22 protein-coding genes are annotated in these 20,806 nt (G+C 69.7%); 15 read left to right on the forward strand and 7 right to left on the reverse strand.

Going from position 1 to position 20,806, the window contains the following annotated elements; genetic code table 11:
- The first annotated feature begins 5 nt into the window (after window positions 1–5).
- The 8 genes from AC1Q9M_RS05265 (at window position 6) to AC1Q9M_RS05300 (ending at window position 8,010) form a co-directional block, all read left to right on the forward strand.
- A complete protein-coding gene (locus AC1Q9M_RS05265; protein WP_444688536.1) occupies window positions 6–986 on the forward strand; it encodes a Bug family tripartite tricarboxylate transporter substrate binding protein in 981 nt (326 codons plus the stop codon).
- The gene (locus AC1Q9M_RS05270; protein WP_492432775.1) at window positions 983–1,705 is read left to right on the forward strand and encodes an arylmalonate decarboxylase; all 723 of its coding nucleotides are present in this window, start codon (window positions 983–985) and stop codon (window positions 1,703–1,705) included. The genes AC1Q9M_RS05265 and AC1Q9M_RS05270 overlap by 4 nt, the downstream gene beginning before the upstream one ends.
- Window positions 1,706–1,721: 16 nt before the next feature.
- Complete coding sequence (locus tag AC1Q9M_RS05275; protein ID WP_492432777.1) at window positions 1,722–2,846, forward strand: mandelate racemase/muconate lactonizing enzyme family protein; 1,125 nt, start codon at window positions 1,722–1,724, stop codon at window positions 2,844–2,846.
- A 4-nt stretch (window positions 2,847–2,850) separates the two neighbouring features.
- Window positions 2,851–3,990: an alpha-hydroxy acid oxidase gene (locus AC1Q9M_RS05280; RefSeq protein ID WP_492432778.1), complete on the forward strand. Its 1,140-nt coding sequence runs from the start codon at window positions 2,851–2,853 to the stop codon at window positions 3,988–3,990.
- Entirely contained in the window at window positions 3,987–5,630 is a 1,644-nt protein-coding gene (locus AC1Q9M_RS05285; RefSeq protein WP_492432780.1) for an FAD-dependent oxidoreductase, read from the forward strand. Before AC1Q9M_RS05280 ends, AC1Q9M_RS05285 begins: the two co-directional genes overlap by 4 nt.
- A gap of 252 nt (window positions 5,631–5,882) precedes the next feature.
- Window positions 5,883–6,329 (forward strand): NYN domain-containing protein, encoded by a 447-nt coding sequence (locus AC1Q9M_RS05290; RefSeq protein ID WP_492432782.1) that lies wholly within the window; start codon window positions 5,883–5,885, stop codon window positions 6,327–6,329.
- 203 nt (window positions 6,330–6,532) lie between these two features.
- Window positions 6,533–6,901, forward strand: a complete 369-nt coding sequence (locus AC1Q9M_RS05295; protein WP_382323178.1) for a YciI family protein — start codon at window positions 6,533–6,535, stop codon at window positions 6,899–6,901.
- Window positions 6,902–6,942: 41 nt separating this feature from the next.
- The gene (locus tag AC1Q9M_RS05300) at window positions 6,943–8,010 is read left to right on the forward strand and encodes a Kelch repeat-containing protein (protein ID WP_492432784.1); all 1,068 of its coding nucleotides are present in this window, start codon (window positions 6,943–6,945) and stop codon (window positions 8,008–8,010) included.
- Here the strand turns inward: AC1Q9M_RS05300 and AC1Q9M_RS05305 are convergent.
- Window positions 7,997–8,653 carry a hypothetical protein gene (locus AC1Q9M_RS05305; protein ID WP_382323180.1) on the reverse strand — a complete coding sequence of 219 codons (657 nt, stop codon included), beginning with the start codon at window positions 8,651–8,653 and terminating at the stop codon, window positions 7,997–7,999. The two genes, AC1Q9M_RS05300 and AC1Q9M_RS05305, sit on opposite strands and share 14 nt — an antisense overlap.
- Before the next feature lie 179 nt (window positions 8,654–8,832).
- Between AC1Q9M_RS05305 and AC1Q9M_RS05310 the strand changes: the two genes are divergently transcribed.
- Window positions 8,833–9,312, forward strand: a complete 480-nt coding sequence (locus tag AC1Q9M_RS05310; protein ID WP_492432785.1) for a MarR family winged helix-turn-helix transcriptional regulator — start codon at window positions 8,833–8,835, stop codon at window positions 9,310–9,312.
- A gap of 67 nt (window positions 9,313–9,379) precedes the next feature.
- A complete protein-coding gene (locus tag AC1Q9M_RS05315) occupies window positions 9,380–10,417 on the forward strand; it encodes a Rieske 2Fe-2S domain-containing protein (RefSeq protein ID WP_382162000.1) in 1,038 nt (345 codons plus the stop codon).
- Window positions 10,418–10,438: 21 nt separating this feature from the next.
- Here AC1Q9M_RS05315 and AC1Q9M_RS05320 read toward each other — a convergent pair whose 3' ends face one another.
- On the reverse strand, window positions 10,439–10,987 hold the full coding sequence (locus AC1Q9M_RS05320; protein WP_492432787.1) for a hypothetical protein: 549 nt from the start codon (window positions 10,985–10,987) through the stop codon (window positions 10,439–10,441).
- A complete protein-coding gene (atpE, locus tag AC1Q9M_RS05325) occupies window positions 10,987–11,226 on the reverse strand; it encodes a F0F1 ATP synthase subunit C (protein WP_291119650.1) in 240 nt (79 codons plus the stop codon). Before atpE ends, AC1Q9M_RS05320 begins: the two co-directional genes overlap by 1 nt.
- A gap of 259 nt (window positions 11,227–11,485) precedes the next feature.
- On the opposite strand from atpE, the gene AC1Q9M_RS05330 reads away from it, so the two are divergent.
- Window positions 11,486–12,904 carry a sensor histidine kinase gene (locus AC1Q9M_RS05330; RefSeq protein WP_382161995.1) on the forward strand — a complete coding sequence of 473 codons (1,419 nt, stop codon included), beginning with the start codon at window positions 11,486–11,488 and terminating at the stop codon, window positions 12,902–12,904.
- Between the two features lie 18 nt (window positions 12,905–12,922).
- Here AC1Q9M_RS05330 and AC1Q9M_RS05335 read toward each other — a convergent pair whose 3' ends face one another.
- The 3 genes from AC1Q9M_RS05335 to AC1Q9M_RS05345 are packed head-to-tail and all read right to left on the reverse strand — an operon-like array spanning window position 12,923 to window position 15,105.
- Window positions 12,923–13,366, reverse strand: a complete 444-nt coding sequence (locus AC1Q9M_RS05335; RefSeq protein WP_382161992.1) for a MarR family winged helix-turn-helix transcriptional regulator — start codon at window positions 13,364–13,366, stop codon at window positions 12,923–12,925.
- Between the two features lie 6 nt (window positions 13,367–13,372).
- Window positions 13,373–14,320 carry an alpha/beta hydrolase gene (locus AC1Q9M_RS05340; RefSeq protein ID WP_444688526.1) on the reverse strand — a complete coding sequence of 316 codons (948 nt, stop codon included), beginning with the start codon at window positions 14,318–14,320 and terminating at the stop codon, window positions 13,373–13,375.
- 26 nt (window positions 14,321–14,346) lie between these two features.
- Window positions 14,347–15,105 carry an SDR family NAD(P)-dependent oxidoreductase gene (locus tag AC1Q9M_RS05345; RefSeq protein ID WP_444688525.1) on the reverse strand — a complete coding sequence of 253 codons (759 nt, stop codon included), beginning with the start codon at window positions 15,103–15,105 and terminating at the stop codon, window positions 14,347–14,349.
- Between the two features lie 142 nt (window positions 15,106–15,247).
- On the opposite strand from AC1Q9M_RS05345, the gene AC1Q9M_RS05350 reads away from it, so the two are divergent.
- The 4 genes from AC1Q9M_RS05350 to AC1Q9M_RS05365 all read left to right on the forward strand — a co-directional run bounded on the left by AC1Q9M_RS05350 (window position 15,248) and on the right by AC1Q9M_RS05365 (window position 19,157).
- Window positions 15,248–16,858 (forward strand): flavin-containing monooxygenase, encoded by a 1,611-nt coding sequence (locus AC1Q9M_RS05350; protein WP_444688524.1) that lies wholly within the window; start codon window positions 15,248–15,250, stop codon window positions 16,856–16,858.
- 54 nt (window positions 16,859–16,912) lie between these two features.
- Complete coding sequence (locus AC1Q9M_RS05355; RefSeq protein ID WP_382323187.1) at window positions 16,913–17,956, forward strand: TRAP transporter substrate-binding protein; 1,044 nt, start codon at window positions 16,913–16,915, stop codon at window positions 17,954–17,956.
- Window positions 17,957–18,065: 109 nt separating this feature from the next.
- Window positions 18,066–18,497, forward strand: coding sequence for a hypothetical protein (locus tag AC1Q9M_RS05360; RefSeq protein ID WP_382323188.1), 432 nt, complete (start codon window positions 18,066–18,068; stop codon window positions 18,495–18,497).
- A gap of 114 nt (window positions 18,498–18,611) precedes the next feature.
- Entirely contained in the window at window positions 18,612–19,157 is a 546-nt protein-coding gene (locus AC1Q9M_RS05365; protein ID WP_382323189.1) for a hypothetical protein, read from the forward strand.
- An 8-nt stretch (window positions 19,158–19,165) separates the two neighbouring features.
- Here AC1Q9M_RS05365 and cls read toward each other — a convergent pair whose 3' ends face one another.
- Window positions 19,166–20,593, reverse strand: a complete 1,428-nt coding sequence (gene cls, locus AC1Q9M_RS05370; RefSeq protein WP_382323190.1) for a cardiolipin synthase — start codon at window positions 20,591–20,593, stop codon at window positions 19,166–19,168.
- Window positions 20,594–20,806: the final 213 nt, after the last annotated feature.

Genomic DNA, 20,806 nt, shown 5'->3' on the forward strand with positions numbered 1-20,806 from the left:
AGACGATGAACCCCAACCTCCGCCGACGAAGCTTCGTGGGCGCGGCCCTCGCCGCCGGCGCCGCGCCCCTGGCCTTCGCCCAGGCCGGCCCCTACCCCAACCGGCCGATCCGCATCTTCGTCGGCTACGCCGCCGGTGGCGCGGTGGACACCATGGCGCGCATCGTCGCGCAGCGACTCACCACCGCGCTGGGCCAGTCCGTCATCGTGGAGAACCGCGCCGGCTCGGCCGGCCTGCTGGCCGCCGACACCGTGGCCAAGGCGCCGGCCGATGGCTACACGCTGCTGCACGGCGAAAGCGCGCTGCTCATCGCACCGCAGCTGCAGAACCAGACCTCCTCGCTGGACCCGATCAAATCGCTCGTGCCCGTGGCCGGCCTGTTCCAGTCGCGCCTGCTGCTGGTGGCGAACAACGAGGTGAAGGCCAGCAACCCGGCCGAGTTCCTCGCGCTGGTCAAGGCCAACCCGGGCCGTTTCACCTACGGCACCTCGGGCATCGGCACCGTGCACCACCTGGGCGTGGAGCTGTTCAAGTCGCGCACCAAGACGCACCTGCTGCACATCCCCTACCGCGGCGCGTCGCAGCTCGTCACCGACGTGATCAATGGCCAGTTGCAGTTCGGCGTGGTGAGCGCCGCGGCCGGCGTGCCGCAGGTTCGCAGCGGGCGCGTGAAGGCCATCGCCATGTTCAGCTCGACCCGCCTGGCCGGCGCGGACGACATCGGCACCCTGGCCGAGGTGGTGCCGGGGTTTCACGTCGCGCCCCGCCAGATGCTGCTGGCGCCGGCCGGCACGCCGCAGGCCGTCATCGACCGCCTGAGCGCGGCCGTGGGTGAGCTGCTGGCCACGCCCGAAGCGGCCAGCGCCGCCGCCGCGCAAGGCGTCACCACCGCCTACCTGGCGCCGGGCCCGCTGGCGGCCGACGTGAAGCGCGAGTACGCGGAGTGGGGCCGGGTCATCAAGGCCCAGGGCATCTCGGCCGAATGAGCGCGCCGCGCCCCCGCATCGGCCTGATCGTGCCGCCGGCCCACGGGCGCGTGCCGCCCGATGCGCCCCTGCTGTACGGCGAGCGCTTCGACTTCATCGCGCGCGGCCTGGGCATCGACGGCGTGTCGCCCCGGGGCTTCGCGCCCGTGGTGAACCAGATCGTCGACCACGCCCGCGCCCTGCGAGCGGACGGCGCGCAGGCGATCTCGCTCATGGGCACCTCGCTCAGCTTCTACCAGGGCCCGGCCTTCACCGACCAGCTGCGCGACGCCATGCAGCAGGCCACGGGCGTGCCCTGCACCACCATGAGCCACGCCGTCGTCTCGGCGCTGCGGGCCCTGGGTGTGCAGCGCGTGGCGGTGGCCACCTCGTACATCGACGAGCTCAATCAGCGCCTGGTTGTTTACCTCGGCGCCCTGGGCTTCGAGGTCACCGCCATCGAAGGCCTGGGCATCGAGCCGGTCGGCGGCGCGGCCGAGGTCTCCACCGAACGCCTGGTCGCGCTGAGCCGAAAGGTGCACGCCCAGGCGCCTGGCGCGCAAGGCATCTTCATGTCCTGCGGCGGCCTGCTCACGCTCGACGCCATCGCCACGCTGGAAGAGCAGCTCGGCCTTCCCGCCATCGGCAGCTCGCCCAGCGGTTTCCGGGACGTGGTGCGCGCGGCGGGCGAAGACCCACGCAGCCGCACCGCCGGCGGCCGCCTGTTCACCCTGGCCTGAATTCCACCCTTCGCCCATGAAAATCATCCGCATCACCGCCACCGCGCTCCACATCCCCTTCACGCTCGACGTGCCCGGCGGCGGCCGGCACCAGGAGGCGCTCGGCTGCTGCGTCGTCGAGGTCGAGACCGACGAAGGCCTGATCGGCCACGGCCTGACCGCGATCACGCAGGAGAAGGTGGCCGAGTCCATCATCACCCACGTGCTCGCGCCGGCCCTCATCGGCACCGACCCGCTGGCGCACGAGGCGCGCTGGGAGCAGATGTACTGGCTCACCGCCTCGCGCGGCCAGACCGGCTACGCGCAGCACGCCATCGCCGCCATCGACGTGGCGCTGTGGGACATCAAGGGCAAGGCGCTCAAGCAGCCGATCTGGCGCCTGCTCGGCGCGGCGCGCAAGGAGCTCGACATCTACGCCACCTTCGGTTTCGAGTTCCTCGACATCGACGGCCTGCGCGGCGCGGTCAAGTCCCTGGCCACCGAAGGCGTGGAGCACCTGAAGATGGTGGTGGGCTTTCGCGCGCTGCCGCGCCGCGAGAGCCGCAGCCTCATGTCGGTCATCAAGGAGGACGCCAAGCGCGTGCACGCGGTGCGCGAGGCCGCGGGCGACGAGGTCTCGCTCTACATCGACGCCAACTGCGGCCTGGACGCGTACCACGCCGAGCGCCTGATCCGCCTGACCGCCGACTGCAACCTCGGCTTCTTCGAAGAACCGATCACGCAGAACGACGTGCTGGCCATGGCCGACCTGCGCGCGCGCACCGGCATGCCGCTGACCTGCGGCCAGAACGAAGGCCTGGCCTACCGCTTCCGCGACTGGCTGATGGCGCGCAGCGTGGACTTCGTGCAGCCCAACGTGGTCATCACCGGCGGCTTCACGCAGTGCGTGCGCATCGCCGCGCTGGCCAACGCCTTCAACGTGTCCATCACCAGCGGCGGCGCCTACCCGCTGCACAACATGCACCTGCAGGCCGGCGTGGGCAACGGCACCAAGGTCGAGTGGCACCTGCCGGTGGTGGCCATGATGAAGCGCCTCTACCAGGGTTTCCCCGAGCCCGTGGGGGGCCGCATCACCATGTCGGAAGCGCCGGGCCTGGGCTTCGACCTGATCCCCGGCGCCGTGCAGGCGCTGCGGGCCTGACCCCGTGGTCCTCAACCTCGACGACTTCGACGCCGCCGCGCGCTCGCGCCTGCCGCGCGCGCTCTACGGCTTCGCGGCCAACGGCTCGGAGCGCGGCGCCTCGGTGCTGGCCAACGCGCGTTCGTTCGAACGCTGGTCCTTCGTGCCGCGCACGCTGGTGGACGTGGCCTCGGTGAGGCAGAACACCACGCTGTTCGGCACCCCCTACGCCTCGCCCTTCGGCATCGCGCCCATGGGCGGCTGCGCGCTGTTCGCGCACCGCGCGGACCTCGCGCTCGCGCAGGGCGCGCGCGCCGGCGGCATCCCCTTCGTGCTCAGCGCCGCCTCCAGCGTGCCGCTGGAACAGGTGATGCAAGCCGCGCCGGGCAGCTGGTACCAGGGCTACATTCCCGGCGACGAAGCGCGCATCACCGCCTTGCTCGCGCGGTTGCGCAGCGCCCAGGTGGGCGTGCTCGTGGTCACCGTGGACGTGCCCATCGCCTCCAACCGCGACCGCGACCGGCGCCTGGGCTTCACCATCCCGCTCAAGCCGCGCCTCTCGCTCGCCGTGGACGGCGTGCTGCACCCGCGCTGGCTGTGCGGCACTTTCGCGCGCACCCTGCTGGCCGACGGCATTCCCCGCCTGCCCAACTTCGGTGGCGAGGCCACAGGCCGACCCATCATCGCCACCCCCACGGCCGCCGCGCGCTCGGACCGCGACCGCTTCACCTGGGCGCACGTGGCCTTCATCCGCCGCCAGTGGGGCGGGGCGCTGCTCATCAAGGGCGTGCTCAGCGCCGACGACGCGCGCCTGGCCCGCGAGGCCGGTGTGGACGGCCTCATCGTCTCCAACCACGGCGGGCGCCAGCTCGACGGCGCGGCCGCGCCGCTGGACGTGCTGCCCGAGGTGCTGGACGCGGCGGGCGAGCTGCCGGTGTGCCTGGACGGTGGCATCCGGCGCGGCACCGACGCGCTCAAGGCCCTCGCGCTCGGGGCGCGCCTGGTCTTCGTGGGCCGGCCCATGCTCTACGCCGCCACCGTCGGCGGGCAGGCCGGGGTCGAGCAGGCGATCGGCATCCTGCAGAGCGAGATCCAGACCAGCCTGGCCCTGCTCGGCTGCACCCGCATCGACGAACTGCGGCCTTCCCACCTTCGAGCCCCATGACGAACACCCATTCAGCTCAAGTCCTCATCGTGGGCGGCGGCCCGGTCGGCCTCACGCTCGCCATCGACCTCGCGCAACGCGGCATCGACGTGCTGCTGGTGGAGCAGCGCCCGCGCGGCGAACGGCCCGAGGCCAAGTGCAACCACGTCTCGGCGCGCTCCATGGAGATCTTCCGCCGCCTCGGCGTGGCCAAGACCCTGCGCGACACCGGCCTGCCGGCGGACCACCCCGCCGACGTGGCCTACCGCACCACCTTCACCGGCGACGAACTCTCGCGCATCCCCATCCCCTCGCGGCGCGACCGCTACACCGCCACGCAAGGCCCGGACACCGGCTGGCCCACGCCCGAGCCGCCGCACCGCATCAACCAGATCTACCTGGAGCCCGTGCTGTTCGAGCACGCGCTGGCCACGCCCGGCCTGCGCATCCTCACGCACACCCGCATCGAGGACCTCGCGCAGGACGGCACGGGCGTGAGCGCCCAGGCCGTGGACCTCGGCAGCGGCGCCACGGTGACGCTGCGCGCCGACCACCTCATCGGCTGCGACGGCGGGCGCTCCCTGGTGCGCAAGAAGATCGGTGCCGCGCTGCACGGCGTGGAGGTGGTGCAGCGCGTGCAGTCCACCTTCCTGCGCGCGCCCGACCTGCTGCGGCGCGCTCAGCACCCGCCGGCCTGGGCCACCTTCTCGTACAACCCGCGCCGCAGCGGCAACGTGTACGCCATCGACGGCATCGAGAAATTCGTGCTGCACAACTACCTGCGCCCCGGCGAGACCGACTTCGAGTCGGTGGACCGCGACGCCTCGATCCGCACCATCCTCGGCGTGGGGGCCGACTTCGAGTACGAGGTGATCTCCAAGGAAGACTGGATCGGCCGCCGCCTCGTGGCCGACAAGCTGCGCGAGCGGCGGATCTTCATCTGCGGCGACGCCGCGCACCTCTGGGTGCCCATGGCCGGCTACGGCATGAACGCGGGCATCGCCGATGCCATGAACCTCTCGTGGCTGCTCGCGGGCCACCTGCAGGGCTGGGCCGGGCCGCGCGCGCTCGATGCCTACGAAGCCGAGCGCCTGCCCATCACCGAGCAGGTGTCGCGCTTCGCGATGAACCATTCCATCGCGCTGCAGAAGGAACGCGAGAGTGTGCCGCCCGAGCTGGAGGCCGAAGGCCCGGCCGGTGAAGCCTTGCGCGCCGCCGCCGGCAAGACCCTGTACGACCTCAACGTGAAGCAGTACTGCTGCGCGGGCCTGAACTTCGGCTACTTCTACGACGCCTCGCCCCTGATCGTCCCCGACGGCGAAAGCCCGCCCGGCTACACCATGGACACCTTCACGCCGTCCACCGTGCCGGGCTGCCGCACGCCGCACGTGTGGCTGGACGGCGGGCGCTCGCTCTACGACGCGATGGGCGACGGCTTCGCGCTGCTGCGGCTGGACCCGCAGGCCGATGCGAGCCCCTTGCTCGACGCCGCGAAGCAGCGCGGCCTGCCGCTGCGCGTGGTGGACCTGAGCCCGGCCGAAGCCACGGGCCTGTACCGCCACCGGTGGGTGCTGTCGCGGCCGGACCAGCATGTGGCCTGGCGCGGGGATGAATTGCCGGCCGATGTCCTGGCCTTGATCGATCGGGTGCGCGGCGCTTAGTGCTGTGGATATACTGCTTCTGTCGTACAAAAATGCGACCGGGATTGGCGTCCCGTGCACTGCGGCTTGAAAGCCGCAACTCGATTTGAGCCCTGCGGCTTTCTCACATTCGTGCCTCTTTCATGGTGGCCCGAGTGGGGAGACGCGAGTCTCGCCGAAACTGACCGCAGTGCACGGTACGCCAACCTGCTTGGGCCACCGCCACCTCACAAGGGTGGCGGTGACATCACCCGCAAAGCAACAGGAAGGCACATGCAACAAGCTCCCTTCGTGGCCACACGGCGACCCCGCCTGGCCCTGCTCATCGACGCCGAAAACATGAGCGCCCGCAAGGCCCTGCGGCTCATGGCCCACGTCTCCGACCGTGGCGAGGCCATCGTCCGCCGCGCTTACGCGGACTGGACCAACCCCCGACAACTCGCCTGGCGCCGGATGCTGCACACCCTGGCCATCCGCCCCATCCAGCAATTCCACTACGCCCACCAGAAGAACGCCTCGGACGCCGCGCTCATCATGGACGCCATGGAGCTGCGGTCCCGCCGCCCTCGCTTGGATGGCATCTGCATCGCCTCGTGCGACAGCGACTTCACCGGCATCGCCGGGCGCCTGCGCGAAGCCGACATCGCGGTCTACGGCTTTGGCCGGCCCGACGCCTCACCGGCCTTCGTGGCCGCGTGCAACCACTTCGTGTTCCTGTAGCCGCTCAGTGCTTTTCGAAACTGGCAGGAATTCATGTTGTTGGGTCAGTATGTCAACGGTACAAAGACGAATCCTGGCGGAGGAGACGCAGCGCCATGGGGCCTTCCCGCCGGGCTTCATGAAACTGCTGGCATTTGCCGGGCCTGTCGATCGCGGGACCCCTGCTTCGTCGTGAAGGCATCACCAACCCAAAGGAGTCGTTCATGAAGTACCTCGGTCTTGCGTACTACAACCCCGAAAAGTTCGCCGCCATGGCGCCCGCCGAGGTGCAGGCCCTGGTGAGCCAATGCCCGCCGCTGGACGAGAAGATGCGCGCCACCGGGAAGATGCTGGTGTCCGCGTCGCTCGCCGAGCCGAAAGACTGGGTCACGCTGCGCCCACGCGGCGGCAAGCCGCAGATCACCGATGGCCCCTACACCGAAGCCAAGGAAATGGTGGGCGGGATGTTCATCATCGAGGCGGACAACCGCGACGAGGCCCTGCGCCTGGCGGCCATGCACCCCGCCGCCACGCTGGGGGAGGCGGGCGGGTGGGGCGTCGAGCTGATTCCACTGGATTTCTTCCTGGGCTGAGGTACGCTGTCTCACCCCCCGGTCACCAGGAGATCACGCGCATGGCCCTCCGTCGTCACGTCCTCGTCACCGCCGCCGCCGCGCTGGCCGCGCCCACACTGCTTCGCGCCCAGCACCACGGCCACCACAGCGGCCAGTTCGAGCGCCTGAACCAGCCCGGGCGCATCGACCTGCCCGAGATCCACGCGCAGCAGGCCGTCAGCGACAGCCCCGCGCCGCGCGCGGCCAAGGCCGGTGCCTGGCGGGCGCGCGCGCCGCTGCCGATTCCGCGCACCGAGATGGCCTGGGCCGCCGCGTACCGCAACCGCGTGCACCTGGTCGGCGGTTACGCCGAGCAGCGGGTGGACAAGCCGTACCACCACGCCTACGACCCCAGGACCGATCGCTGGGAGGAACTGCCCCAGCTGCCGCGCGGCGCGAACCACGTGGGTGTGGCGACGCTGGGCGACCGGCTCTATGCGTTCGGCGGTTTCATCGAGCAGAACCGCACGCCGCACGACGAGGCCTTCCGCTTCGACGGCGCGCGCTGGGAGCGCGTGCGCCGCCTGCCGGAGGCCTGCGGGGCCATGGCCTGCATCGCGCTGGGTTCGCGCATCCACCTGATCGGCGGCGCCATCGGCAGCGACTGGCGGCGCTCGATCGACTGGCACATCGTCTACGACCCCGCGAGCGACCGCTATGAGAAGCGCCAGCCCCTGCCGGTGGCGCGGGACCACATCGGCATCGTGGTGGTGGGGCCGTCCATTCACGTGATCGGCGGCCGCGTGGATTCCTTTCACACCAACAGCAGCCTGCACCACAGCTACGACGCGCAGGCGGACCGCTGGGTCGCGCGCACGCCCATGCCCACGCCGCGCAGCGGCCACGGTTGTGTGCTGTACCGCGACCAGGTGTTCGTGATGGGCGGCGAGGGCACGAACCGCGTGTTCGGCCAGAACGAGGCCTGGGACCCGGTGGCTGATCACTGGGCGTCGCACGCGCCGATGATCACACCGCGCCACGGCATGGGCGCGGTGGTGATCGGCGACGAAATCATCGTGGCCGGTGGCGGGCCTCAGATGGGCGGTGGCGTGAAGAGCGCGATCAACGAGTCCTTCACCCTGGGCTGACTCCGCCGGCGCAGCGGGTGGGCGGCGGGCCCGTGCGGGTCTCGATGGAGAAGGGGATGGTGTCCACGAAGTCCTGCTGCACCTTGGGCGCCAGCGCGCTCCCGCTGAGCAGGACCTGGATGTACTGGATGTAGGACTCGCGCACGGTTTCGGCGAACAGGCCCGACCAGGCGCGAAAGACGATGTCCTTCTCCAGCGGGGCGAGGGCGATGGCGTCCTGCAGCCCGCCTTCCAGGCAGTGGGCGTAGCGCACCGCATCGAATGCGCTGAGCGACAGATGGAAACCGGCGTCTTCCTGCTGAAGGATGCGCTCCAGGGCCGCCGCCTCGTCGTGGGTGTTGGCGCAGATGCGCTTGGACAGACGGTGCACGTTGTTGGAGCGCACGGGCGATGAGAGCGGGCCTTGCAGTTCGTTGAGGAACAGCGCCGCGAAGCGGCTGCCGATCTGCGCCTGGCGCATGAGCAGGCGCAGCGCCAGCTGGCGTTCGATGGGCAGGTCCTTGGTGCGCGACTCGGTGTTCGCACTGACGAACAGCCAGACCTTGCGGAGGTATTCGTTCACCAGCAGGGGCGCGTCGTGGGCCGAGAATTCGGCCAGCAGGGTGCGCATGTCGGATCGGTGCAGGGCCACGGTCTGCTGCATGGGGCTCACTCCGGTGTGGGATGGCGCCATCTTCGTACCATGGGGGGTATGCCGATCGCCACATGCTTCAAGTGCGCCGCGGGTGGCACGAAGCGTGGCGGTGGCGGCATGAGCGGTCGCGGCCGGGGTGACAATCGGCGGTGCGTCCACCCGACCGGGCGTTCCAACACCGCTTCACCATGCCCGCTCCGTCCCGTACCCCCCGCACCCTGGCCTCTGCCTCCGCCGATGGCCACCCGGAAGCCACGCTGGGCCTGCACGAGCCCGGCCACCTGTTCCGGCGCGCCCACCAGCACTCGGTGTCGTGCTTCAACGCGGTGTTCGGGCGGGCCGTCACGCCGCTGCAGTACGCCGCGCTGCGGGTGCTGCAGGAGCACCCGGGCATCGACCAGGTCACGCTGGCCGCGGCCATCGCGCTGGACACCTCCACCACGGCCGAGATCGCGGTGCGCCTGGAGCGCGATGGCTGGATCGTGCGCGAGCTGGGCGCGCGCCGCCAGCGCCGGCTGGAGCTCACCGCCGAAGGGCAGCGGGTGATCAACGAGATGCTGCGGTCCGAGGCGGTGCTGGCCGACCGCATCCTCACCACGCTCGACGCCGGCGAGCGCGGGGTGCTCATGGGCCTGATGCACAAGCTGCTCGGCAAACCCCCCGCCTGAACCCGGTTGACGACCGGCCCCGGCTTGGGCTACCATTTGATTCAGTGTACTGAATGAAGGAGACGACATGAGCTGGATGCGCAATGCCTGGTATGTGGGTGCCACCTCGGTGGAAGTCGGCGATGCCCCCTTGGGCCGGCGCCTGTTGGGGGCCCGCATGGCCTTCTTCCGCGACGCGCAAGGCCGCGTGCAGGCGGTGGAGGATTTCTGCCCGCACCGGGGCGCGGCGCTGTCGCTGGGCCGCGTGTGCAAGGGTGAGCTGGTGTGCGGCTACCACGGCCTGGTGATGGGCGGCGACGGCGTGACCCGCTCGATGCCCGGCCAGCGCGTGGCGGCGTTCCCGCGCATCCAGCGCTTCGCGGTCGAGGAGCGCTACGGTTTCATCTGGGTCTGGGCGGGCGAGGCCGACCAGGCCGATCCCTCGACCATTCCGGTGCTCGAATGGCACGACAACCCGGCCTGGGCCTACGGCGGCGGCCTGTTCCACATCAAGGCCGACTACCGCCTGATGATCGACAACCTGATGGACCTCACGCACGAGACCTACGTGCACTCGACCAGCATCGGCCAGCAGGAGATCGACGAGACGCCCTGCACCACGCGCCGCGAGGGCACCACGGTGGTGACCAGCCGCTTCATGGAGAACATCGAGGCGCCGCCCTTCTGGCTCGACGCGCTGCGCGCCATCGGCGTGGAGGGCAACCCCCGGGTGGACCGCTGGCAGGTCTGCCGCTTCTCGCCGCCCAGCCATGTGCTGATCGAGGTGGGTGTGGCCCTGGCCGGCCAGGGCGGCTACGACGCGCCCGACGACAAGAAGGTCTACAGCGTGGTGACCGACTTCATCACGCCCGAGGTCGATGGTTCGATGTGGTACTTCTGGGGCATGGCGCGCCGCTTCCGGCCGCAGGACGCCGCGCTCACCGATCGCATCCGCGCCGGGCAGCACGGCATCTTCTCCGAAGACCTCGAAGTGCTGGAGCGCCAGCAGCAGAACCTGGACGCCTTCGCGCAACGCAAGCTGCTCAAGCTCAACATCGACGCGGGCGGCGTGCAGGCACGGCGCGTGATCGACGAGCACATCGCGAAGGAAGCCGTGCCGGCCTAAGGTGCCGGGCCCGCGCGCCGCTCAGCGCGGCGGGCGGCGGCCGTAGGCGGCCTGCGCCATCTGCAGGGTCGCGATCAGGGTGCGGATCAGCCACAGCGCCAGCCGCTCGAGCCAGGGCCCGGTGGGGGCGGGCGGCGGCACGGCCACCACGGCCGGGTGCATGTCCAGCCGGTCCCAGCCCAGGGACGCCAGCGCCTGGCGTTCGGCCGGGCTCGGGTCCGGGCTGTCGGCGATCACCACCTCCAGCGTGCGAACACCCTGGGCGTGCAGCGCCGTGGCCAGCGGCACCAGGTCGGCCCGCGCGGGCGGCCAGTAGACCCGCTCGCGCGCGCGCCGCACCGTGTCGAACACGATCACGGCGTGGCCCGCCGCCGGCAGGGCGGCGGCCCAGTCGTTTGCGGTCACCACGGCATCGGCCAGGCGCGGGGGCATGCGCAGAAAGCGGTGCGTGGTCAGCACCGTGACCTGGTCGTACCGGGCGTCGCCCAGCGCGGCGTGCAAGGCGGCGCCGCCGGCACCGCCGCCCGCGCCGATCACCACCACGTGCCGCTCGGGCGGGGCGGGCCGCATCAGGCAAACGGCGCGGCCAGGGCGAACCACACGCCCAGCGCCACCGAGATGATGAAGGCGCCGTCCAGCAGGCCGGCGAGCAGGAAGACCTTGGGCTGCAGGGCTTCCATCATCTCGGGCTGGCGGGCCGAGGCCTCCAGGTACTTGCTGGCCATCACGCCGATGCCGATGCAGGAACCGAGGGCGCCCAGGCCGATCATGTGGCCGACGGCGAGGGGGAGCTGGCTGAGGTCTGACATGTGAAACTCCTTTCTGGTTGGACTGGTTTCACTGTGTCGGAGGAGCGACATGAAATCCATGACGCGGGAGGTCATGGCGCTACGATCACCCGCTTCTTCCACCCCGAAACCTGACCATCATGCACCGACTGGCCCCGCCCGAGAGGATCCGAATGGGGGTCTCGCGCTGCCGGGCCGGCTGCCCTACACTGCGCAAGTGGCGCCCGGCAGACGTGGGCGCAAGCTTGCCGAGCCCAAGCTCATCACGGAGGAGGCCGTCGTGACCCACCCGGTCCTGAGTTTCTTCAGCGACATCCGCATCCTGTCCGCCATCCTGATCGCGATGCTGGGCATGACCTTTCTGGCGCACGCCAGCGCCCGCTCATGGCCGTACGTGAAATGGCTGGCGGGTTCGGCGCTGGTGTTCGGCGTCACGCAGGGGCTGCTGGTGTCGGCGGACGCGCTGGGCTGGATCTCGGGCGAGGTCGCCGGCCCGGTGGGCTCCGCGATGGGCCTGGGCGCCCTGGCCGCCCTGCTGGCGGGCCTGCAGGCCTGCTTCACCCCGGGTGGCACACCGCCCTCGCGCGTGTTCGCCGCCGTGCTGGTGGGCGCCCCGGTGCTGGTGGTGGCAATGAGCGGCCTGATGGACGGTTGGGCCTTCGCCGGGCCGGCGGCGATCGCCCTCATTTTCACGGCCGCCGCCTGCTGGCTGGCCTGGCTGTGGACGCGCGACGGCTGGGGCGGGCAGCTGGTGCTGGCCGTGTTGTGCCTGGGCTACCCCGTGTTGTTCGTGGTCGCCATGCTCTCCGACATGAGCCTGCTGCAGTTCCGCCAGGTCACGCCGCTGCCGGTGAGCATCGCCTACGTGTTCGTGATGACCCTGATCCTGCAGCGCGACTCGCTGATCCTCGCGCGCGAGCTGCGCGAGCGCGTGCGGGCCGAGCAGGCCCTGCAGCAGCTCACCGATTCGCTGGAAGAGATCGTGCGCAGCCGCACGCGCCAGCTGGAAGAGATCATCCAGGGCCTGCGCTCGTTCGCGGGCATGGTCTCGCACGACCTGCGCGGCCCCTTGCGCAACACCGCCGGCCTGGCCGATCTGGCGCTGGAGGACTACCGCGCGGGCAACACCGCCGGGGCGGAGCGTTCGCTGGAGCTGATCCGCCGCGAGGCGCAGCGCGCCACCGACATGGTGAACGACCTGCTCACGCTGGCCAAGGTGGACCAGGGGCCGCCCAGCCCCGAGGCGGTGGACATGCAGGCCCTGCTGCGCGAATGCCTGCAGTCGCTGGCCGTGCAGTTCCCGCAGGCGCCCGAAGCGGTGCAGGCCGCGCCCCTGCCGGTGGTGCAGGCCGATGCGGGCTTGATGCGCCACGTGCTGATGAACCTGCTGGGCAATGCGCTGAAGTTCGGTGCCGAGCGGCGCGACCTGCACATCGCGCTCGACGCCCGCGAGGAGGGCGGTTTCTGGCGCTTCTCGGTGGCGGACAACGGGCCGGGCTTCGATCCCGACAAGAGCGGCGAGCTGTTCAAGCCTTTTTCCCGACTGGACGAGCGCCAGGCCGGCGGCACGGGCCTGGGGCTCACGGTGGTCAAGCGCGCGGTGGAGCGGCACGGCGGCACGGTCGGCGCGTGGTCCTCGCCCGGCGAGGGCGCGGCCTTCTGGTGGACCCTGCCGGTGACGGCCGCCCCCCAGGGCTGACGGCGCTTTTCGTCTCCTTCAGCGGCCCACGCGCTGCACGCCTTCGAGGTTGCCCAGCATGCGCTTGAGCAGGGCGATGACCTGCTCGCGTTCCGAGGTGCTGAAGCCTTCCAGCAAGGCTTCCTCGCGCGCCATGGCCAGGCGGAACACCGCGTTGTGCAGCTTGTTGCCGGGCGGGGTCACGTGGTATTCGATCTTGCGCAGGCCCTGCGGCCGGGGCTCGAGCCAGCCGTTCTCCACCATGAAGGCGATCGACCGGCTCACGGCGCCCTTGTCCAGCCCCATCAGTTCGCACGCCTTGGAGGCGGTGGACCAGGGGTAGATCTTGAAGTACGACAGGATGCGCCACTCGGTCACGCCGATGCCGAACTTCTCGTTGTAGAGGCTGGACGCGCTGCTGGACACCCGGTTGGACAACCACAGCAGCAGGCCGGGAACGTAGGTATCGAGATCGAGTTGCATGGGCTTTCAGGGGCGGTGTTCGTCGTCCGGCGCCGCCAGGCTTTGCACGATGCGCTCGAAGGCCCGGGCGGCATTCGGAGAATAGTGGATCATGGACAGGAAGGCGTGCAGCAGGCCGGGGCAGCGCACGGTTTCGCAGTCCACGCCCGCGGCCGCCAGGCGCTCGCCATAGGCCTCGCCCTCGTCGCGCAGCGGGTCGCATTCGGCGGTGAAGATGCGCGCGGGCGGCAGGCCGGCGAGGTCGCTGGCCTGCAGCGGCGAGGCGTCGGGGTGGCGGCGCGCCGCCGTGTCGGGGCAGTAGTGGTCCCAGAACCAGCGCATGTCGTCCGCGCTCAGCAGGTGGCCTTGCGCGAAGTCGCGGTAGCTGGCGGTGTCGAAGCCGGCGTCGGTCACCGGGTAGACCAGCACCTGCAGGTCCACCGGCCGCGCCCCGGGCAGCTCGCGCAGGCGCCGCGTGGCCACGGTGGCCAGGGTGGCGCCGGCGCTGTCGCCCATGGCGATCAGGCGCCGCAGGGGTTGGCCCAGCCAGGTCGCACCGGCCTGGCCGCCTTGCAGCAACGCGGCGATGGCGTCGTCCACCGGGCCGGGGTGGGGGCTCTCCGGGGCCAGGCGGTAGTCCACCGACAGCACGGCCGCGTGGGTTCGGGCCGCCAGCGTGGCGGTGAACGGGTCGTGGTCGGCCACCGAGCCCAGCACCCAGCCGCCGCCGTGGAAGTAGACGATCAGGTCGCCGTTGCAGGCTTCGGGCACGTAGAGGCGCCCGGGCAGTGGGTGGCCCTGGGGCGTGGGCAGGGCGAGGTCTTGCACCCGGGCCACCGGCAGGCCCTCGCCGAACAGGCTTTTCATGAGGGTGGGGAAGGCACGCGCCTCCGTGGCGGTGCAGGCCGAGAAGGGTTTGCGGCCGGCGGTGCGAACGCGTTCGAGCAGATCGAGGGTGGGGGCGTCGAAGGTCATGGGTGCAGGGTTCAGGAAAGAAAGGTTCAACCGTTGATCACGCCGCCATCGACGGTGATCACCTGGCCCGTCACATAGGACGAGGCCTCGCCGCAGAGAAAACCGACGACGCCGGCGACGTCCTGCGGCGTGCCGAAGCGCTGCAATGGAATCTCGGCCAGGCGCTGTTCGCCGTGGTGGGCGATCAGGTCTTCGGTCATGCGCGTCTGGATCAGGCCCGGCGAGACCGCGTTGACCAGGATGTCGGGCGCGAAATCGCGCGAGAAGGCGCGCACCAGGCCGACGATACCGCCTTTGGCCGCGGCGTAGGCCGCGCGGCCCGGCGTGCCGCGCTGGAAGGCGCGCGAGGTGCAGAGCACCATGCGCGAAGGCGTCCGCCGGTCGCGCGCGGCGCGAAAGGCCAGGGCCATGTCGTAGGCGGTGGTGAGGTTGCTGGCGATCGCCCGGTCCCAGCCCGAGCGGTCGGCGGGATCGAGCCGGTCGGTCTCGAACAGGCCGGCCATGTGCACCAGCGCGAAGGGCGGGCGCCCGCCCTCGTCGATGGCGCGCTCGCAGGCCGTGTGGTCGGCCAGGCGGGAGGTGCTGCAGCTCACCGCCGCGTGGCCTTGAAGCGCATGGCGCGCCCCGTCCAGCCGCGCGGCGTCCACGTCGATCAGGTGCACCGAGGCACCCGCGGCCAGAAAGTGCCGGGCGCAGGCCTGGCCGATGCCGCCCGCACCGCCGGTGATGAGCACGTGCCGGCCGGCGAATTCAGGGAAGGGGCGTTGCGCGTCAGAGGAAGGCATGCGGGGATTGAATTGGCATCAGGTTGATGGGTCAACCTATGGTAAACCCTTGGATCTGTTGTGTTGACATGTCAACCTAATGCGATCATAGTCCGACCCGTGCCGCGATCCGCGGCGGTGATTCAAGACGGAAAGTGGAACGATGGCGGATTCGGTTGGTCGGCTGGACATGTTGGTGGTGGGCGCGGGTTTCGCGGGCATCTACCAGCTCTACAAGGCCCGGGAGATGGGGCTGTCGGTGCGCGTGCTGGAGGCGGGCGACGGCGTGGGCGGCACCTGGTTCTGGAACCGCTACCCCGGTGCGCGCTGCGACGTGGAGAGCCTGGACTACTCGTACTCGTTCAGCCGCGAGCTCGAGGAAGAATGGGTGTGGAGCGAGCGCTATGCGCCGCAGGCCGAGATCCTGCGCTACATCGAACACGTGGTGGACCGCTTCGGCCTGCGCGACGGCATCCAGCTCAACGCGCGGGTGGCCAGCGCGGTGTTCGACGACGAGCGCCTGCTCTGGACGGTGCGCACCGAGGCCGGCGATGTGCTGGAGTGCACCTACCTCGTCATGGCCACGGGCGGCCTGTCGATCCCGCAGCGCCCGCAGTTGCCCGGGCTGGAGAGCTTCCAGGGCCGCTGGTACCACAGCGCGCAGTGGCCCAAGGAGGGTGTGGACTTCACCGGCCAGCGCGTGGCCCTGATCGGCACCGGCTCCAGCGGCGTGCAGATGGTGCCCGTGATCGCGGAGCAGGCCGCGCAGCTCACGGTGTTCCAGCGCACCGCGAATTTCAGCGTGCCGGCGCACAACGTGCCTTTCACCGAAACCGCGCTGGCGGCGGCGAAGGCGCGTTACCCGGACCGCCGCGCCATGGGGCGTGAAGCGATCACCGGCCAGTTCCTGAACGCCAACACGAAGACCGCCGCCGAGATGACCGAGGAGGAACAGCGCGCCGAGCTCGAGTACCGCTGGCGGGGCGCGGGCGGCGGTTTCCGCATGTTGCGCACCTTCGCCGACCAGATGAGCAACCTGGACACCAACCGCATGGTGGCCGACTACGCGCGCAACCGCATCCGCGGCGTGGTGAAGGACCCGGTCAAGGCCGAGCTGCTGTGCCCCAAGGACGACCTGCCGTTCGGCGGCAAGCGCCTGTGCGTGGACTCGCACTACTACGAGACCTTCAACCGCGAGCACGTGGACATCGTCGATGCGGCGGCCCACCCGATCATCGAGGCCACGGCCCGCGGCGTGCGCACCGATGAGCGCGAGCACGAGGTGGACGCCATCGTCTTCGCCACCGGCTTCGACGCCATGAGCGGCGCGCTCAAGGCGATCGACATCCGCGGTGCGCGCGGCGCGCGGCTGAGCGACAAATGGGCGCACGGCCCCACCTCCTACCTGGGCCTGGGCATCGCCGGTTTTCCCAACATGTTCGTGGTGGCCGGGCCGGGCAGTCCCTCGGTGCTGAGCAACATGGTGCATTCGATCGAGACCCACGTCGACTGGATCGCGCGGCTGCTGCAGCAGGCCCGCGCGGCCGGCGTGCGCCGCATCGAGGCCACGCAGGAAGCCGAGGACGGCTGGGTGCGCCGCTGCGCGGAGGAGGCCGACAAGACGCTCTACCCGCGCGCGAACTCCTGGTACATGGGCGCCAACATCGCGGGCAAGCCGAGGGTGTTCATGGCCTTTGTCGCGGGCGTGCCGCTGTACCGCCGGATCATCGAGGACGTCGCCGCCCGGAATTACCAGGGATTCGAGATGGCCTGAGCCACATGCCACCACCACACCAGCATCCGAACCTATCCACCCGAGAAAGACACCATGATCCAACGCAGAACCCTGCTCCAGTCCGCCGCCGCTTTGGTGGCCGCCCCGGCCATCGTGGCCCGAGCGCAATCGCCCATCACCCTGCGCTTCCAGACCTTCGTGCCGGCGACCTCCAACGTGTACTCGCGCGTGCTGGTGCCATGGATGAACAAGGTCGAGAAGGAATCGAACGGGCGCCTGAAGTTCGAGCACTATGCGGCGATGCAGATGGGTGGCGCGCCCGCCCAGCTGTTCGACCAGGCGCGCGAAGGCGTGGTGGACATGGTGTGGTCGCTCGCCGGCTACACGCCCAACCGCTTCCCGCGCGCCGAGGTCTTCGAGCTGCCGTTCTTCACCTACGACGGCGAAGGCGCGTCCAAGGCCGCCTGGGAGTACATGACGACCTATTCCGCCGACGAGCTCAAGGAAGTGAAGGTGCTGACCTTCCACACCCATGGCCTGAACGTGCTGCACATGAAGAACAAGCTGATCACCAGGGCGGCCGACTTCAAGGGCCTGAAGGTGCGCGGCCCCTCGCGCAAGGCGACGCAGATCCTGAGCGCGGTCGGCGCGATTCCGGTGGGCATGCCCTTGCCGCAGATCCCGGACTCGCTCTCCAAGGGCGTGATCGATGGCGCCATCATTCCCTGGGACACCGTGCCTTCGGCCAAGCTCGACGAGCTGACCAAGTTCCACACCGAGTTCGCCAAGGGCATGCCGGGCTTCAACAACAGCATCCAGTACATGGTGATGAACAAGGCACGCTACGAAAACCTCGCGCCCGACCTCAAGCAGATCATCGACCGGAATTCGGGCCTGGAGGCCTCGGGCCTGTTCGGTCGCGTGATCGCCGACGCCGATCCGGTGGTGCGCAAGGGCGCGATCGACCGGGGCAACACCGTGCACGTGATGGGCAAGGCCGAGACCGAGGAGTTCATCAAGCTCACCGCGCCCATCACCGACGAATGGGTGGCCGACATGGACAAGCGCGGCTTCGACGGCAAGAAGCTGCTGCAGGGCGGGCGTGACCTGATCAACAAGTACAAGCCCAAGGCCTGAAGGCTTCCGCGCGTCGCGTGAGAGAGCCCGTCCAGCACGGGCTTTTTTTCGGGTGTCACCGACCGGTGTTATGGTCGCGCGTTTTTCTTCAACGCTGAAAGGATGTTCGATGCTGGCCCGCCGATTTGTCTGGACTTTGCTGCTGGTGCCCTTCTTGCTGGTGGGTTGCGGCAAGACCGATCCTCAGGCCGCGCTCGAAGCGGCGGTGCAGAAGCTGCAGGACAACCTGGAGGCAAAAAAGACAGGGGCCGTGATGGACCAGCTGCACCCGAGTTTCCAGGCGGGCGAGGGCATGGACCGCGAGTGGGCCAAGCGCACGATGACACTGATGTTCATGCGCTACGCGAACATCAAGATCATCGCCGTCACGCGCAGCAGCCGCATCGACAGTGGCAGTTCGCAGGTGGGCCACACCGAGGCCAAGGTGGTGGTGACGGGCGCGCAGGGGCTCATTCCCGAGCGCGCCGAACCCTATGCCGTCCAGCTGCAATGGCGGCTGGACGGCGGCGAATGGAAGCTGATCGAACTGCATTGGGAGTGAATGTCCGAGGCCCGGGTCGGACTGGGCCTACAGACGCTCCGGGTACCCCTTCCTAGCATGGTGAATCCAGGGGCGGTGCCCCCCGCACCGCCTGGCTCTCAGGAGGTTCACACCATGTTTGCATCCATTTGTCACCACCCACGCGGCTGGGTGGCCGCAGCGGCACTCGCCGTCTGCCTGCCTGCGGCCTGGGCCGCGGGCCCCGACAAGGCCGCGATCGAAGCCGCCTACCAGCGCGACCGCGCCGCCTGCCAGGCCCTGAGCCCCACGCAGGACCGCACCAGCTGCCTGCGCGATGCGGGCGCGCACCGCGCGCAGGCACTGAAATCCGGTATCCGGGGTGGCTCATCGGCGCAAGACCTCGAGCGCAACGCGCTGCAACGCTGCCAGCGGCACACGGGCGAACAACGCACGATCTGCGAGCGCATGGCGCGTGGCGAAGGCTCGGTCTCCGGTTCCGTTCAAGGCGGCGGCACGATCCGCGAGCTGGTGACGCAGGAGACCCTGCCGGTGCCGCCACCACCGCCGCCCCAGGCGCCCGTGTTGTCGCCGCCGCTGCAACCGGCGCCCATGTCCCCACCGCCGTCGCTCTCGCCACCGCCCTCGATGAACCCGACGCCCGCGCCGCTGCCACCGACGGCCCCGCCGCTGTCGCGCTGAGCTTCAGGTCAGAGCCAGTACTCCCACATCCGCGCGAAGAACTCCTTGAAGCGCAGGTTCAGGCCGCGCCGCTGCCATTCGGCGAGCGTGACCTGTTTCGACGCCGCGAGATCGGCGTCGAACAGCTTCTGCAGTTGGGCGTTGAACTCCGCGCCCAGCACGACCGCGTTCAGCTCGTAGTTGTGCAGGAAGCTGCGCCAGTCCAGGTTGGTGGATCCGATGGTGGACCACACGCCATCGACCGAGCCCGTCTTGGTGTGCAGGATGACGCCCTGGCGTTCATAGATCTTCACGCCGGCCTTGAGCAACTGCGTGTAGTAGTTGCGCCCGGCGTGGAAGATCAGCCACGAGTCGGTCTTGCCCGGCAGGATGAGCTTCACGTCCACACCGCGCCGCGCCGCGTCTTCCAGCGCCGTCAGCAGTTGCGGGTCGGGCGCGAAGTAGGCGTTGGTGAGGTGCACGGTGGTTTCCGCGCTGGCGATGGCCGAGAGCAGCGTGGCGTAGATCGCGCTGTAGCTGTCCTTGGGTGAACTGCCGATGGCGCGCACCACGTCCGAGCCGGCGCGCACCGGCGTGGGGTAGTAGTTGCGCGCGGCGATGGCTTCGCCCTTCTGCGCCGCCCAGGTCTCCAGGAACAGCTTCTGGAACTCCGCCACCACCGGGCCCTGCAGCTGCACATGCGTGTCGCGCCAGGGGATGCCGTCGATGTCGCTCTTTTTCCCATCCGTCTTGCCGCTGCTGCCCGAGCCCATCGACAGGGAACCGCTGGAGTACACGCCGCTGATGTTGATGCCGCCCAGGAAGGCGATGCGGCCGTCCACGATCAGCAGCTTGCGGTGGTCGCGCTCGTTGAGCTCCCATTCCTTGCGCGCCAGCGCGGGGTTGATCGGGTTGAACTCGATGACCTTGATGCCGGCGTCGGTCAGGCGCTTGAAGAACTCGTCGGGCGTGCCGATGGTGCCCACGCTGTCGTGGATCAGGTGCACCTGCACGCCTTGCTGCTGCTTGGCGATCAGCGCGTTGGCGAACTGCTGCCCCACCTCGTCGTCGTCGAGGATGTAGGTCTCCAGGTGGATGTGGTCCTTGGCCGTGTCGATGGCTGCGAGCATGGCCTTGTAGGTGGCCGGGCCGTCCTCCAGCAGGTCCACCTTGTTGCCGGCCGTCAAGGGGCTGCCGACGATGGCCTCTTCCAGTGCGAGGTGCCGCGAGAGCACGTCGCTGCCCTGGCCACCCGCGCGCAGGCGCTCCAGAATCGCGCGGCTGCGCTCGGCCGACAGCGGGCCCTGGGAGCCTTCGAGGCGGACCGGGGGCGGGCGCCGGTCCAGATCCGGCACCACCCGCGGCAGGCTTTTGCAGCCGACCAGGCCGAAGACGAGCAGCAGGCCCGCCGTCAAGCCCTGGGCCCTTCGCCACGAACCGTGGGGCTGGTGCAACATGCTTTGAACCTCTTTTGTGACTTTGTTGTGAACAGCGGCGGGCATGGCGTGCAGGCGAGTTGTAACGAATGGTATGTTCAACGCATTGACATTTTGTTGAGTGTTCATCATGTTGCATCACCTTTCCTCCGCCCGTTGGATGTCCTTGTGTTCCGCTGTGCTGTTGGCGGCTTGTGGCGGGAGCGGGGGAGGGGCTGGAGCGCCCACGGGGCC

This window comes from Hydrogenophaga sp. GW823-FHT04C09, from assembly GCF_058796355.1.

Excerpts from the sequence above, each read along its gene's own strand:
- AC1Q9M_RS05275 (WP_492432777.1), top strand. The coding sequence starts at position 1,722 with ATGAAAATCATCCGCATCACCGCCACCGCGCTCCACATCCCCTTCACG.
- AC1Q9M_RS05345 (WP_444688525.1), bottom strand. The coding sequence starts at position 15,105 with ATGCCTTCCTCTGACGCGCAACGCCCCTTCCCTGAATTCGCCGGCCGG.
- AC1Q9M_RS05360 (WP_382323188.1), top strand. The coding sequence starts at position 18,066 with ATGCTGGCCCGCCGATTTGTCTGGACTTTGCTGCTGGTGCCCTTCTTG.
- AC1Q9M_RS05265 (WP_444688536.1), top strand. The coding sequence starts at position 6 with ATGAACCCCAACCTCCGCCGACGAAGCTTCGTGGGCGCGGCCCTCGCC.
- AC1Q9M_RS05350 (WP_444688524.1), top strand. The coding sequence starts at position 15,248 with ATGGCGGATTCGGTTGGTCGGCTGGACATGTTGGTGGTGGGCGCGGGT.
- AC1Q9M_RS05320 (WP_492432787.1), bottom strand. The coding sequence starts at position 10,987 with ATGCGGCCCGCCCCGCCCGAGCGGCACGTGGTGGTGATCGGCGCGGGC.
- AC1Q9M_RS05285 (WP_492432780.1), top strand. The coding sequence starts at position 3,987 with ATGACGAACACCCATTCAGCTCAAGTCCTCATCGTGGGCGGCGGCCCG.
- cls (WP_382323190.1), bottom strand. The coding sequence starts at position 20,593 with ATGTTGCACCAGCCCCACGGTTCGTGGCGAAGGGCCCAGGGCTTGACG.
- AC1Q9M_RS05340 (WP_444688526.1), bottom strand. The coding sequence starts at position 14,320 with ATGACCTTCGACGCCCCCACCCTCGATCTGCTCGAACGCGTTCGCACC.
- AC1Q9M_RS05315 (WP_382162000.1), top strand. The coding sequence starts at position 9,380 with ATGAGCTGGATGCGCAATGCCTGGTATGTGGGTGCCACCTCGGTGGAA.
- AC1Q9M_RS05270 (WP_492432775.1), top strand. The coding sequence starts at position 983 with ATGAGCGCGCCGCGCCCCCGCATCGGCCTGATCGTGCCGCCGGCCCAC.
- AC1Q9M_RS05365 (WP_382323189.1), top strand. The coding sequence starts at position 18,612 with ATGTTTGCATCCATTTGTCACCACCCACGCGGCTGGGTGGCCGCAGCG.
- atpE (WP_291119650.1), bottom strand. The coding sequence starts at position 11,226 with ATGTCAGACCTCAGCCAGCTCCCCCTCGCCGTCGGCCACATGATCGGC.
- AC1Q9M_RS05295 (WP_382323178.1), top strand. The coding sequence starts at position 6,533 with ATGAAGTACCTCGGTCTTGCGTACTACAACCCCGAAAAGTTCGCCGCC.
- AC1Q9M_RS05305 (WP_382323180.1), bottom strand. The coding sequence starts at position 8,653 with ATGCAGCAGACCGTGGCCCTGCACCGATCCGACATGCGCACCCTGCTG.
- AC1Q9M_RS05310 (WP_492432785.1), top strand. The coding sequence starts at position 8,833 with ATGCCCGCTCCGTCCCGTACCCCCCGCACCCTGGCCTCTGCCTCCGCC.
- AC1Q9M_RS05335 (WP_382161992.1), bottom strand. The coding sequence starts at position 13,366 with ATGCAACTCGATCTCGATACCTACGTTCCCGGCCTGCTGCTGTGGTTG.
- AC1Q9M_RS05300 (WP_492432784.1), top strand. The coding sequence starts at position 6,943 with ATGGCCCTCCGTCGTCACGTCCTCGTCACCGCCGCCGCCGCGCTGGCC.
- AC1Q9M_RS05355 (WP_382323187.1), top strand. The coding sequence starts at position 16,913 with ATGATCCAACGCAGAACCCTGCTCCAGTCCGCCGCCGCTTTGGTGGCC.
- AC1Q9M_RS05290 (WP_492432782.1), top strand. The coding sequence starts at position 5,883 with ATGCAACAAGCTCCCTTCGTGGCCACACGGCGACCCCGCCTGGCCCTG.